Genomic DNA, 12563 nt, shown 5'->3' with positions numbered 1-12563 from the left:
TGGAGGCCCCTTTTCTTATTCTGTTTCAGACTCACAAAAAAGGCCCGGTCATGCCGGGCCTTTTTGTCAGCTAGTGATTGGAGACGCTAGCCAATTGGCTTAGCGACCGTCTGGCGTGCGCAGACCGAACCATTTGTCTTTCACTGCGGTATAGTGTGCAGCAGGATCGTAGGTTGCGACTTTCAGCCCCAGATTGGAGGCGCTGAGATTGCCGACAGAGGAGGCAACTCGGAAGGAAGCGACAATGCGTCCGCGCTGTGCCTGCACCAGAGCAATGCGCGCATCGATCAATTCGGCCTGAGAGTTCAGGACATCAAGCAAGGTCCGTTGGCCGACTTTCTGCTCTTCGATCACACCGCGGGTTGCTAGCTGGGATGCCTTGACCTGCGCCTGTGCGGCTGCAATTTGCGGAATGGTTGCTTCCAACAGGCTCCAGGACGACACAATGTTTGCCCGCACCTGATCGCGCGCCAGATCAAGCTGGATACGACGTTGGCCAAGTGTTTCCTTTGCCTGACGCACTTTGGAATGCGCAGCCCCGCCTTGATAGAAGGGAATGGAGACCTGACCGGTGATCGAGGCCGAATTGGTCGAACCCGAAACATTGGTGTTGGAGTTGTTGTTGCTCCAGTTGCGGCTGGCGTTGCCGCTCAGAGAAACGGTTGGCAACAACGCGCCTTCGGCGATTTTGACCGCCAACTGCGCGACGTCGACATTATATTGCGAGGCCAAAACGGATGGGTGGCTGTTGATGCCTTGCCCGATCGCTGCCTGAAGGGTTTTCGGAAACAGGCGGTCGACCGCAAAGCCGGTGGTCAGGTTGCCGGGCTTTTTGCCGACCAGCATCTGATAGGTAGCGCGGCTGGTTGCCAGATTGGCTTCGGCGACCCTGACCTGAGAAATAGCGCCGGACAGACGGGCTTCGGCTTGGCTGACATCTGTGCTGATGGTTTCACCAACGGCAAAACGGTCGCGCGCCGAGCGGGCCTGTTCACGCAGGAAGGCCACATTCTGTTTGCGCAACTCGAGGATTGCCTGATTTTGCAGGATGTCCATGTAAGCGGTGGCAACGTCGAACAGGACCGATTGTTCCGTCGACTTCAGGCCTTCGCGGGCGGCCTGAATGGCGGCATCCGCTTGGGCAACGCCATTTTTGGTGCGATTGCCGCGATACAGGATCTGCTGAACCTGAAGACCGAGGCTGGTGGAAGTGGACTGTGTGTTGCGGGCAGAGCCGGAAAGATATTCGCGCTCGGACCAAGAACGGGTGGCCGATGCAGTGCCGTTAACGGTCGGGCGATAGGCTGATTTTGCTTGTGGAACATTTTCGTCTGTTGCACGCAACTCAGCCCGGGCTGCATTCAGGGTGGGATTGTTGTTGTAGGCCAACGACAATGCTTGAGAGAGCGTTTCAGCAGACGCCGGATTGAGGGAGAATAGCAGCGCCGTGGCGGCGCTCAGCGTCAGTGTTCGAAGGCAAACCACACCCAATACTCCTACTTCAGCGACCTGCGTCCCGGTTTCTCCGGGTTTCAAGCCACCTTGTTTCAATAATCTAGTCTCTTCCAGCGCGCCACTTTGGGGTGGTGGCGGCATAAAAATCGGGAATTCCCCATTGCTGGCGCTTGGAGAACATACTTTTTTGCGGCACCCATCTGCCAAATTTTGCTTGGAACATAATCGGTTGAGTCGAATTTGCAAAGCGGAAGAATTCGGTTAATGGTTAAAAAATCTTTAATGCTGCTTTCTGGCAACAATCATGCAGACTATGCAGTCTTGGATGCGGGATAAGTTTTGCAAAATCGAATATAGCAGCTGCAACAAAGTCCATCAGGTGTATGGACTTTGTTGCCGTCAATGAAGCTTGGGGGCTTTGCTCAGTACGCGATTGATCAAAAGACGAAAGCGTCTTCCTTGACGAATTCCGGGAGAATTGGTGCGTTGGTGTCAAAGGCGGACATGCGGGAAAAGTGGTCGCCAGTGCGAAGGATCTTGATGGCTTCCGCACGGCGTGCGTTGCCTTCGACAGTGACAAGCTTGCCACCATCCTTGAGCTGATCCAGCAAGGTTTGCGGCACTTCGCCGACGGTGCCTTCGATGAGAATCACATCATAAGGCCCTTGCGTCGGCACCCCTTCCTTCAGATGGCCGGAAATCATGGCAACATTGTCATATCCAAGTTCCGAAATGACAGTTTCGGCCTGTTGGGTTAGATCGTCGTTATTTTCAACCGCAACCACCGTGTTGGCCAACCGAGAGGCAAGCGCTGCTGAATAGCCGGAATTCGACGCGATAATCAGAACCAGATCGTCGGATGAGATGTCTGCAAGCTGCAACAATTTTGCCAAAGGAGACGGTTGGGTAAGGATTCTGCCATTGTCGATTTCGATGTCAGCGTCCGAATAGGCCAAAGATCGTTTCTTTGAGGGCACAAACAATTCGCGCGGTACAGTCAGGAAAGCGTCCAGAACATTATAGTCGGTGACGTCGGTGGTGCGTACCTGATTGTCGACCATTTGCTCACGCGCTTGTCGAAATTTGTTCATGGCGCATTCCTCACGTTGCTGATCAGTGCTTGGGTCCGATGGCAAGGCAACCGGTGCTGGTCGCACATGCTGGGCATGTTAGACACTCTTATGAGTATTTTCCATAGGCCCGCAGACCGCGAGTTGCAAGCATTGTTGTTTAAAATCAATCCATAGACTGACGTGCCAGTGGGCCTGTGTCACCCGGCCTTCACAAAAAAATCAAAATGTGGTGGATATTGACTTGAGTGCGGCAACGGCTTTTGCTATTGACCATGCACCACACGCATGGATGGCTCGATGGCGGAGTGGTGACGCAGCGGATTGCAAATCCGTGTACGCCGGTTCGATTCCGGCTCGAGCCTCCAACCTCTTCTCATATAATTGAATTTTGAATCTCGGCGCGGGTTATGCCGTTGACGTCAGCACCTTGTTGCGGCCGTTGGTCTTGGCTTCATACAGGTAGTCGTCGGCTTCATTCAGGATCGCGTTGATGGTCTTAAGGTCCGAGTTTGCGTGATCTGCAAGGCCAAAGCTGGTCGTAAATTGCATGATATGGCCCCCTTCTTCGATTTGGCAGGTTTCGAACTGGTGGCGAAGCCGTTCAGCGATCACGCGGGCATCCGACAAATTCGTTTCCGGTAGCAAAACAACAAACTCGTCCCCTCCAAAGCGCGATGCGATATCGACGGACCGGAGATTCGCTTTGCAGATTTCAGCGACTTTTTGCAGCACGAGGTCACCGGCGGCGTGACCATGCGTGTCATTGATGGTTTTGAAATGGTCGATGTCGAAGATCAAGATGCTGAAATTGGAGCCATAACGAGTCGCGCGCTGCAATTCCGTTTCCGCAACTTCCATGAATTTGGTGCGTCGATGCATCCCTGTAAGGCAGTCAAAGGCCGCCAAAGCGCGGAGTTCTATCTCGTCTACCACCAGACGGGCCAGATCGCGCAGGATTTCGATATGCTCCAGAGATGCTATGCGGGGTTGCTGGTCCATGACGCACAAAGTGCCGAGGTTGAAACCCTTGGGCGAGCGCAACGGGATGCCTGCATAGAAACGGATGTTGGGATCGCCTGTTACTAGAGGACTGTCCCTGAATCGCGGGTCCTCACTGGCATCGTGGACGATGAGAGGTTGGTTCTTTTCAATGGCGTGGGTACAGAAGGAGATGTCACGTGGGGTTTCGCAAGTCTCAAGCCCCTGGCGTGATTTGAACCATTGCCGATTCTCGTCGACAAGAGATATCAGAGCAATAGGAACGCCGAAGACTTTCTTTGCGATGCGGGTAATGCGATCAAAAGATTCTTCCGGCGCAGAGTCGAGCAAGGCATAGTGTTTGAGATCTTCAAGACGCTGCTTCTCACTGGATTGATCCACCTCGCTGGCTCCCCTTTGGCAAAGTACCTTTGGTGTTCCAATTGAAGCAACTCCGCAGGATATTCTGTTTCGCAAATAAACTAGCAACGGCTTCAATCAATGTCTTCTCACATTTTTCTTACATACTTTTAAAAAATATGTAACTTCTGCGAAAGGCGGCTAGTTGAATTACTGGGAAGGACTTGAATAGTGGTTTTTACTTATAGGTAAATAGTCAGCTAGAGGCTTACGTTTGACCGGCTCGCCCCATAGCGCTGACAAGTTTTTCCCATTTCAGATCTTCAAGAGTAATCAGATCAACATGCAAAGCCTTGGCCTTGCCGAACAGAGCTTCATATTTTGGACGCTTGTTGTATTCGTCATACAAATCGGTCGAGAGGATAAGACCGACAAAGGCATTCGGGGTGCCGAAATGGTCAGCCAAATTGTCGGCCTCATGTAACGCTTCCATCAGTTTTTTGCGGCTGCGGTCGTTTTTGCGCCGATAGGTGGCGCCATAAGCCTTGCAGGAATAGAAAGCGAGGCGATCACCAAAGCGTGCAAGTATGTCGATTTCATTCTCGCCCCAATAGCCATCGCTTTGCCATGATATCTGCTGGCTATAGAGCGCTTCATCTGCACCGGCCTCCAGGGCTGCCAGACAGGCGATTTCTTCCAACCAGCCACCGGTAATATAACGGCGGCTTTCCGCGCTTGCCGCCCGATAACAGCCATTTGACAATGGATCGGCGAGGCCGGATTCCACAAGTGCATCGAGAATGCACAACTCGACCTCATCCAACCGTTCGCGTATCACGCTTCCCTTGAAAAGCTGTTTGCGGATCCGCTCGAAGGCCCGATATTGGCCCGCAATGGCTAGTGATGCGTCCTTGTGACGCCTTGCTGTCTGTAGGTCGCCTGTGCGGTTCTCGTCTATCCAGGCATTCTTGCGGGCGATGAGGTCTTTAATTGTCATGCTGATTTCCATCTTGTGGTGCAGTCTTGTAAATTGCGCGGTGGAAACAATCAACTCGGACCTGCTCTTTTGGAATAGTGTTGGCCGGAAAAGACAGGATTTGGGCGTTTTTCCGATTGCGGACTAACCAAACGGACGTCGCGTATAGTTTGCATCCCTTAGATAAAAAGTCTATGTGCTAAGCGTGCTTCTCCTCGAACATGGAAGTGTTGATATGGTTGCCAGTGACGACAATATTATGATGCATGGCGGAGACTTGTCCGCTGCCATGGCCAAGTATGGTGGGACCCGTGAAGAGTGGCTGGATATGTCCAGCGGCATCAACCAGATCACCTATCCATTTGATGGCCCACAGGCGATTGCCGATATCGGTGCCCTGCCCAATCAGAGTGATCTGGTTGAGTGCCTTGCCGCCGCGCGAGCCGCCTATAAGGTGCCCGATGAAATCTCGGTCGTTGCGTCCCCCGGCACGCAATCTTTGATTCAGGCGATGCCGGTTCTGCTTGGCACCAACCAGAGTTGTCTCATTCTTGGGCCAACCTACAGTGAGCATCAGCGCGCCATGGCGCGCGCGGGCGTTGATGTTGCTATGGTTGAAGAAATGCCAAAGGAATTCTTCCCGGGCGATTGTCTTTTGGTGGTCAACCCGAACAATCCGGATGGACGCAAGTTGCCGCCGGATGCGCTGGTTGAAATTGCCGAGAAGTTGCGCAAGCAACGAGGTTTGTTGATCGTTGATGAGGCTTTTGCCGATCTGACGCCAGAAAATAGTGTTGTTGATCGCTTGTCCGATATGCCCAATGTCGTGGTGCTGCGATCATTCGGCAAGTTTTTCGGTCTTGGCGGTTTGCGCCTCGGTTTTCTGGTGGGACATGAAACGCATATTAGCAAGATCCGCGACATGCTCGGCCCATGGGCCGTCTCAACCCCTGCCCTGCGCATCGGTCGGCAAGCCTTGCGCGATGTGAAATGGCAGGATGAGCAACGCCGCAATCTGATCGACTTCTCGGAGAAGCTTGATGCGATTCTGAAGAAACGCGGATACTATGTCGCCGGTGGTACGCCGTTGTTCCGGCTGGTTCTTAAAGAGAATGCACGCGATCTGCACGAAAAGCTGGCCGAGCAAAAAATCTGGACCCGCGTCTTCGATTACAATCCGGACTATATCCGCTTTGGTGTTCCGACGGATCAGGCGATGCTGGATCGTCTCGACGCAGCATTGGACGTGGCGAGCATCCGGTGATTGCGTTCGGGCCTGAAATCCTCCTTGTGCTTCTCGTTGCCCTTGCGATTGATGCCCTGCTGGGTGAACCGAACTGGGTGTGGGAGCGGTTCCCTCACCCGGTTGTCTGGTTTGGCAAGGCAATCGGCCTGTGCGATCGACTGTTCAATCACCCATCCGAACAAAGCCCCTTTGTCGGGCGTCTCACAGGATTAATGGTGATCATCGTCCTGTTCGCGGGTGGTACAGCGTTGGCGTGGTTTCTACAAGAAAGCCTCCTATCGCTCGGAATTTTCGGAGGCATCGTGCTGGCTCTGGTCAGCTCTGTGCTCATCGCTCAAAAGAGCCTGTATGATCATGTTCTTGCGGTGCAGAAACCGCTTGAGGATGGTGACATCATCGCCGCGCGGCAGGCGGTGTCGATGATCGTAGGGCGCGAGACGAAGTTCCTCGAAAAAGACGGGGTTGCCCGTGCAGCCATTGAGAGCTTGGCCGAGAATTTCTCCGATGGCATTGTCGCACCTGTCTTCTGGTTCGCTCTGTTCGGATTTCCCGGGTTGGTGGCCTACAAAATTGTCAACACAGCCGACAGTATGATTGGCCACAAGAATGACCGTTATCTTTGGTTCGGATGGGCATCGGCGCGATTGGATGATCTGCTTAATCTGATGCCTGCGCGGTTGACCATGTTGTTGCTGCTCTTATCGCCCTTTCATCCGGTTGGCGGGCGGGCGGCGATGGGCGTTGGTGCTGTCTGGGCGGCGATCAAGCGGGACGCACCGAAGCATCGCTCACCGAATGCCGGCTGGCCGGAATCGGCGACCGCAGGGCGGTTGGATATTGCCCTGTCGGGCCCGCGTTATTATGGCAGCAAGCTGGTTGACGAGCCATTTGTCAATGATGGCGGCCGGGTGGATATCGGCCCAGTGGAAGTCGGCGATGCCTTGCGGCTCTATCGCTCCAGTCTGATCGTCCAGTTTCTGGCCATTGCAGCGATTGCCGGTTTTTGTCTTCTTTGACAGCCCAATTCGAAGCAAATGCAAACAAAAAGAGCGCCTGATTGGCGCTCTTTTTGTTTTTTCTTGCGGGGCTAGATGCCTCTATTTGCGACATCCAGCAGGCCGTCGACCTTCAGATGCTTGCCAATGTGATCGGCCAAGGCGTCAAGGGTGTCTTCGACCATCGCTTCATAAGAATGGCTGCTTGCCTCATGACCAAGCTGGGTGAGGAAATGTTTGCGGAAGTCATCCTGATTGAACAGGCCGTGGACATAACTGCCCATGATGCGGCCGGAGCGAGAAATGGCGCCCTCTTCCTTGCCTTCTATGCGGAACATCGGGCGAGCGCGGTCGGGGCCGTCACTGCTGCCGATATGGATTTCATAGCCATGCATCGGCAGATCGCTGGCGGCATGGTGACCAGTCACTTGTACGGTGCGCTTTTCTGCAGCCATGTTGGTTTCGATGTCCAGAAGGCCGAGACCTTCACAGACAGCCCCTTTCGGGCCCTCAATGCCTTCGGGATCGCGGATAACCTTTCCCAGCATCTGATAACCGCCGCACAGACCCAGTACATAGCCACCACGGCGGGCATGAGCCTTGATGTCGATATCCCATCCCTCGGCCTGCATTGCCTTGAAATCATCGATGGTGGTTTTAGAGCCCGGCAGGATAATCAGGTCCGCATCAACCGGGATGGCCTGGCCCTGACGGATCATTTCCACTGAAATGGCTGGGTCTGTACGTAGGGCGTCCAGATCATCGAAATTGGCGATACGGGGCAACACGGGAACAGCGATTTTCAGCCGACCGTCGCGCTTTGCAGCGGCGGCGTCGCGGGAGAGATCCTCGCTGTCTTCAGCAGGCAGGCGTCCTGCCAAATCGAACCATGGCAACACACCGAAATCCGGCCAACCTGTTTCTTTGGTAACGATATCAAGGCCGCTATCAAACAGGGTCGGATCGCCTCTGAATTTGTTGATCACATATCCCTTGATCAGGGCACGATCCTCATCGGTGACAATGCGCTCGGTGCCGACCAGCGAGCCTATGACGCCGCCTCGATCAATGTCCCCAATCAGGATGACCGGCAACTGGGCTGCGGCAGCAAAGCCCATATTGGCAATGTCGCCAGCGCGCAAGTTGACTTCCGAAGCGCTGCCCGCACCTTCCACCACCACAATGTCGGCTTGGGATTTGAGGATGTTGTAGGATTCCATCACGGATGTAAGCAATTTCTGCTTGTTGGCCGCGTAATCGCGGGCCATCATCTGACCAATGGATTTGCCCTGCACCACCACCTGAGAGCCGATGTTGCTTTGCGGTTTCAACAAGACCGGATTCATATGGATGCTTGGCTCCAGCCCACAGGCCAGTGCCTGCATGGCCTGTGCCCGACCAATCTCCCCTCCCTCGTGGGTGACGGCCGCATTGTTCGACATGTTTTGCGGCTTGAAGGGAGCAACCTTCAGACCCTGTTGAGTCAGATAGCGGCAGAATCCGGCCACCAGCATCGATTTGCCGACATTGGAACCGGTTCCTTGAAACATGATCGCGGACATGAGGGGCTTCCTTGTTCTTGCTTTTGTTGGCGCGGGCCGTTGATGTTGGCTCAGAGCGTGATGGCGGGTTGCTGGATTGGCTTGAGAATGAGTGGGAGGCCGGCGCGCACTTCGATGACGCGGTCGCAATGGGCAGCGAGGGTCTGATTAAGGCGCCCTTGATGATCGCGAAAGCCTCTGACTTCCGGGTTGGAAGGAACGATGCCCTGCCCCACTTCGTTCGAGATCAGGATAATCCTGGACTGGCAGGTCTGCATCGCTTCGATAAAGGCCTTGAGACGGTCCTCAAGGGATAGATTGTGATAAAGCACATTGTTCAGCCACAGGGTCATGCAATCGATCAGGATGGCGAGATCAGGGCGACTTTCGGCTTTGAGTATCTCGGCCAGGGCCAGCTCTTCTTCGATGACCCGCCAGCGTGGCCCACGTCGATCCTGATGCATCTTGATGCGATCGGCATATTCTGCGTCTCCTTTGATCACAGGCGATGTTGCCACATAGAGCAGATCACAGTCGCTCTCATGGCAAAGTGTTTCTGCAAATTGGCTTTTGCCGGACCGCGCCCCGCCAAAAATGAAATTGGTGCGGGCATTGTGTGCATCCATCAAGGGTTTTCCTGATTTATTGGCCGTCGGATTTTTGGGGTTTTTCCCGACGGCGTTTTTCAAATTTCACTTCCCACTTTCTGCGATATTTACGCAGATAAGGCAAATCAACCGAAAGGACCACCAGCCCCAGAGGAATCATCCAGAAACCCAGAATTGGCAGAAATCCGAGGATTCCACCAATGACCAGAGCAACACCAAGGCAGTAGCGGCCAAAAGGAAAACCTGGAATGGGGAAAGTCCAGCGGCCGATTTTGAATTCACGCTTCGGTTTGATCATTCGGTTTGTTGGTCCTTTGCTTGATTCCGTCGGGCATGGCCTGTCGTGGATGTGATCCACACCCTAGAATCGCTCGCTGTTAAGGGGATGATTTATAGATGGGGTTGGTGCTGTGAATATCCAGTTTCTCAAAAACGTGACAATTCCGGGCGCTTTTCCACTCTTCCACAAGAGAAGCGAAAAAGTTGAAAAAAGGGGCTTGGCAACACGGCAAAGCTCGATTAGAAACCACCTCACCAACGTTGAGACGCTTTGAAGCGCTAACGAAAAAGAGTTTTCCCCAGTAGCTCAGTTGGTAGAGCAAGCGACTGTTAATCGCTGGGTCGCTGGTTCGAGTCCGGCCTGGGGAGCCAATTGAGGGGTCTGTGATTGAGTTCACAGACTCCTTTTTCGCAGAAATCCGCCGATCCCATTGATTTCCAAGGACTATTGCAATAGAAAATGCAATAGGAATGCAATAGGAAATAAGGCGTTTCAGCGATGGGCAGCACAAGAGAATTGAAATATATCACGTTGAATCGAGGGGTCCTCTACTACACCCGATCAATCCCCAAGGACGTGAAGCATCTCGATCCTCGCCCTGATCCGATTCAGAAATCCCTCAAGACCAAGAATCACGACATAGCCATGTCCCGGCGCGATGCGCTCGTTGAAGCGGATGATAAGTTTTGGCGTTCGCTCCGCGCTACCCAAATGACCAATCAGTCAAGGAAAGAACTTGCCATTACTGGCGACAGTTTCATGGACCTGCTGGGCACCGAGAAGATATCTCTGGACCTTCCCAGCCTGCCCAAGGGAAAGGCCGGATTGACGCTCCATGCCCTTTATCAGAAACAAGCGGAAGAGATCTTTTCCGGCCCAACCGAGGACATGATGGAAAGGTTCAACGCCTGGCTTTCGACCCTGCCTGAAGACGTTGCCGAAAACTACAGAATGATCATTCGGAATATGCAGTTGATCGGGCCCGCAGCCGCCAACTTTGACGATCCATCGCAGATCATTACCACAGCAATGGGCATCCATAGTGACGAGGAGGATCGGGTGATGAAGATTTCCGAGGCGCTCGATAGTTTCTTCGGAAAATTCGCTGTTGCCCGTATGGCGAACATGTCCCCGTCGCAAAAAAAGAACTACGAAACCCCCAAGAAGCGTGCCGTGAGACACTTCATCGATTTAGTGGGAGACGTTTCCCTTCAAGCTGTCACGCGTGAACAGGCCGTTCAGTTCAAGGATCATTGGCTCAAACTCATGCACAATCCAGCACCAGGAGATGAAGCTTTGGGTCGATCTGGGGCATTGAAGGAAATTCAGGATCTCCATTACATCTGGCAATGCTATGCGGATGAGTACAAATGGAAAGACCGGTACGGGCACGCGAAAGCCAATCCATTCGATAATCTAAAAAAGCACTTTCCTGCCCCACCCAAAACATCGGTTCGGGATGCTTCCGAAACCCGCGTAACATTCCCGAATGTCATCATTCGGGACAAATGGCTGCAAGGGGGCGGCCTTACGGGAACCAATGAACAATTGCGGCGGATCCTCTATACCCTCGTGGAAACGGGATGCAACCCTCAGGAAATCCTGCATCTGACGGCACAGAAAATCTGCCTTGGCCACTCAACACCGCATATTCTCATCCAGCCCACACTCGAAGGGGAACGAAGGCATATCGTAAAAACCAACGCTCGAGTGCGGGCGGTCCCGCTTGTCGGCATTGCTCTGGAGGCCATCAAAGAGCATCCCGGTGGTTTCTCTCGCTATTACGACAAAGGGAATTCGTTCAGCGCAGCGGCGAACAAGTACCTCATCGAAAATGACCTGCGCACCAAGGATGCGCCGGTCTATGCGTTGCGGCATGAATACACCGTCCGCATGCGCGATGGGAAAGTGCCAGAACACATCCAGCGTCACATTGTTGGCCATGCGGCTGATGATGTACATGGCAATTACGGAGCTTTCCCGGATCAGCCCGATTTTGATGACAGGTTAGCTGAACTGGCAGATCATATGCGGCGGATAGCCCTTCCATTTGATGCAGGTGTCCTATGATGTCCAGGACGTAGCCTTCTTGGGCCGGAGGGCAAAGAGCCGTCTCCCGAGGTTTCATTAATGTATTAATGAAAATCTCACATCGGTCTGGTGTGCTGCACCAGGAACACCACCTCGCTTGATTCCCATTCACAAAACGGCCCTCTCCTGCCGTTCGTACCGGGCGCAGCAAATTCAAACTCAGAGCCAATTTTGTTCTCTAATTCGTTCGCGCTGCAAACCCTTTAACTGATCGAAGGGTTTTTCCGCGCGAACTAATGAAAGTCCCAGACCTCTCCCTCTAGCCAGATAGGGAGGCTGAGGCCAAAGCTGACGTTTCCCTCCGCACGACCTTGAAGCAGGCGTTCTCGACTCATGCAATGGCCTCCGTCGCCAAAGCGATTGCTGGAACTGAAAATTGACAAGGCCTTGCGCCGTCATGCTGGTGACGAACAACCGGATGCCGCGTCGATCAAAATGGCGTCCGAAGCCGAACACTATCGACAGGGCCTCGCCGAAGAGCTGGCGATCATACCCTATCTCAGAGTCACCAAGATCGGCCGGTCAAACAACTGCTGGACCCATTTCCTCGTCGAATACAGGGTATGGAATTGGCCGCAGTATTTTTTGTCCGGCACTGCTGGTGCATCCGGTTCGGCCTTGAGCTCATACACAGGGAACCTGTCATACGCCCTGCTCCCTTGGCGATACCCGCAAATCAAGACTTTTGACCGATCAGCCTCGTATCGTCATTAACATATTAATGGAGGGATCCGGGCCTCTTGTGTGTGGAGCAGTGGACCACTAGTGAGTTCAATTTGCAATAGATGCAGAGCCGCTATACGCGGCAATGCAGAAAGCTGACAATATGGGTGTGGGGGACTGGCGGAAAAGTTGTGTTTGGCGTTTTGGGCGGCCTGGGCCTTGAAGAAGCAGTCGAGGGAGTCGTTGCCGCATGTGAAAGACACTCGATCGTGATGTTGATCGAGCATCCTAGTTTCG

Annotated in this window: 11 protein-coding genes and 2 tRNA genes; 6 read left to right on the top strand and 7 right to left on the bottom strand. The window is 53.5% G+C overall.

Annotated elements, in window-relative coordinates; all coding sequences use genetic code 11:
* Positions 1 to 99: 99 nt before the first annotated feature.
* Positions 100 to 1551, bottom strand: a complete 1452-nt coding sequence (locus DSD30_RS05625; protein ID WP_245418382.1) for a TolC family outer membrane protein — start codon at positions 1549 to 1551, stop codon at positions 100 to 102.
* 341 nt (positions 1552 to 1892) lie between these two features.
* Positions 1893 to 2546 carry a protein-L-isoaspartate O-methyltransferase family protein gene (locus DSD30_RS05620; RefSeq protein ID WP_114008677.1) on the bottom strand — a complete coding sequence of 218 codons (654 nt, stop codon included), beginning with the start codon at positions 2544 to 2546 and terminating at the stop codon, positions 1893 to 1895.
* Between the two features lie 273 nt (positions 2547 to 2819).
* Here DSD30_RS05620 and DSD30_RS05615 point away from each other — a divergent pair.
* Positions 2820 to 2893, top strand: a tRNA-Cys gene (locus DSD30_RS05615).
* A gap of 40 nt (positions 2894 to 2933) precedes the next feature.
* Here the strand turns inward: DSD30_RS05615 and DSD30_RS05610 are convergent.
* Positions 2934 to 4004, bottom strand: coding sequence for a sensor domain-containing diguanylate cyclase (locus DSD30_RS05610; protein WP_198662844.1), 1071 nt, complete (start codon positions 4002 to 4004; stop codon positions 2934 to 2936).
* Positions 4005 to 4134: 130 nt separating this feature from the next.
* Entirely contained in the window at positions 4135 to 4863 is a 729-nt protein-coding gene (locus tag DSD30_RS05605; protein ID WP_138147802.1) for a PDDEXK family nuclease, read from the bottom strand.
* A gap of 214 nt (positions 4864 to 5077) precedes the next feature.
* Here DSD30_RS05605 and cobD point away from each other — a divergent pair, with 214 nt between their 5' ends.
* Entirely contained in the window at positions 5078 to 6106 is a 1029-nt protein-coding gene (gene cobD, locus DSD30_RS05600) for a threonine-phosphate decarboxylase CobD (RefSeq protein ID WP_245418381.1), read from the top strand.
* Positions 6103 to 7104: an adenosylcobinamide-phosphate synthase CbiB gene (gene cbiB, locus DSD30_RS05595; protein WP_245418380.1), complete on the top strand. Its 1002-nt coding sequence runs from the start codon at positions 6103 to 6105 to the stop codon at positions 7102 to 7104. Before cobD ends, cbiB begins: the two co-directional genes overlap by 4 nt.
* A 71-nt stretch (positions 7105 to 7175) precedes the next feature.
* Here the strand turns inward: cbiB and DSD30_RS05590 are convergent, their stop codons facing one another.
* From DSD30_RS05590 to DSD30_RS05580, 3 genes are read right to left on the bottom strand one after another with little or no spacing between them, the layout of a single operon-like run.
* On the bottom strand, positions 7176 to 8645 hold the full coding sequence (locus DSD30_RS05590) for a cobyric acid synthase (RefSeq protein ID WP_245418379.1): 1470 nt from the start codon (positions 8643 to 8645) through the stop codon (positions 7176 to 7178).
* 50 nt (positions 8646 to 8695) lie between these two features.
* The gene (gene cobU, locus DSD30_RS05585) at positions 8696 to 9250 is read right to left on the bottom strand and encodes a bifunctional adenosylcobinamide kinase/adenosylcobinamide-phosphate guanylyltransferase (protein WP_114008674.1); all 555 of its coding nucleotides are present in this window, start codon (positions 9248 to 9250) and stop codon (positions 8696 to 8698) included.
* Positions 9251 to 9266: 16 nt separating this feature from the next.
* Complete coding sequence (locus tag DSD30_RS05580; protein WP_114008673.1) at positions 9267 to 9530, bottom strand: hypothetical protein; 264 nt, start codon at positions 9528 to 9530, stop codon at positions 9267 to 9269.
* Positions 9531 to 9807: 277 nt separating this feature from the next.
* On the opposite strand from DSD30_RS05580, the gene DSD30_RS05575 reads away from it, so the two are divergent.
* From DSD30_RS05575 to DSD30_RS05565, 3 genes are all read left to right on the top strand, one after another.
* Positions 9808 to 9883, top strand: a tRNA-Asn gene (locus DSD30_RS05575).
* A gap of 127 nt (positions 9884 to 10010) precedes the next feature.
* On the top strand, positions 10011 to 11582 hold the full coding sequence (locus DSD30_RS05570) for a DUF6538 domain-containing protein (RefSeq protein WP_114008672.1): 1572 nt from the start codon (positions 10011 to 10013) through the stop codon (positions 11580 to 11582).
* Positions 11583 to 11936: 354 nt separating this feature from the next.
* Positions 11937 to 12317, top strand: a complete 381-nt coding sequence (locus tag DSD30_RS05565; RefSeq protein WP_114008671.1) for a hypothetical protein — start codon at positions 11937 to 11939, stop codon at positions 12315 to 12317.
* Positions 12318 to 12563: the final 246 nt, after the last annotated feature.

It is taken from the genome of Cohaesibacter intestini (assembly GCF_003324485.1).
GTDB lineage: Bacteria > Pseudomonadota > Alphaproteobacteria > Rhizobiales > Cohaesibacteraceae > Cohaesibacter > Cohaesibacter intestini.
This window is presented reverse-complemented; position numbering and strand designations above follow the sequence as displayed.

What these genes read in the sequence shown, in the direction of transcription:
- DSD30_RS05620 (WP_114008677.1), bottom strand. Translation starts at nt 2,546, where the DNA reads ATGAACAAATTTCGACAAGCGCGTGAGCAAATGGTCGACAATCAGGTA.
- DSD30_RS05605 (WP_138147802.1), bottom strand. Translation starts at nt 4,863, where the DNA reads ATGACAATTAAAGACCTCATCGCCCGCAAGAATGCCTGGATAGACGAG.
- cobD (WP_245418381.1), top strand. Translation starts at nt 5,078, where the DNA reads ATGGTTGCCAGTGACGACAATATTATGATGCATGGCGGAGACTTGTCC.
- DSD30_RS05590 (WP_245418379.1), bottom strand. Translation starts at nt 8,645, where the DNA reads ATGTCCGCGATCATGTTTCAAGGAACCGGTTCCAATGTCGGCAAATCG.
- cobU (WP_114008674.1), bottom strand. Translation starts at nt 9,250, where the DNA reads ATGGATGCACACAATGCCCGCACCAATTTCATTTTTGGCGGGGCGCGG.
- DSD30_RS05580 (WP_114008673.1), bottom strand. Translation starts at nt 9,530, where the DNA reads ATGATCAAACCGAAGCGTGAATTCAAAATCGGCCGCTGGACTTTCCCC.
- DSD30_RS05570 (WP_114008672.1), top strand. Translation starts at nt 10,011, where the DNA reads ATGGGCAGCACAAGAGAATTGAAATATATCACGTTGAATCGAGGGGTC.
- DSD30_RS05565 (WP_114008671.1), top strand. Translation starts at nt 11,937, where the DNA reads ATGCAATGGCCTCCGTCGCCAAAGCGATTGCTGGAACTGAAAATTGAC.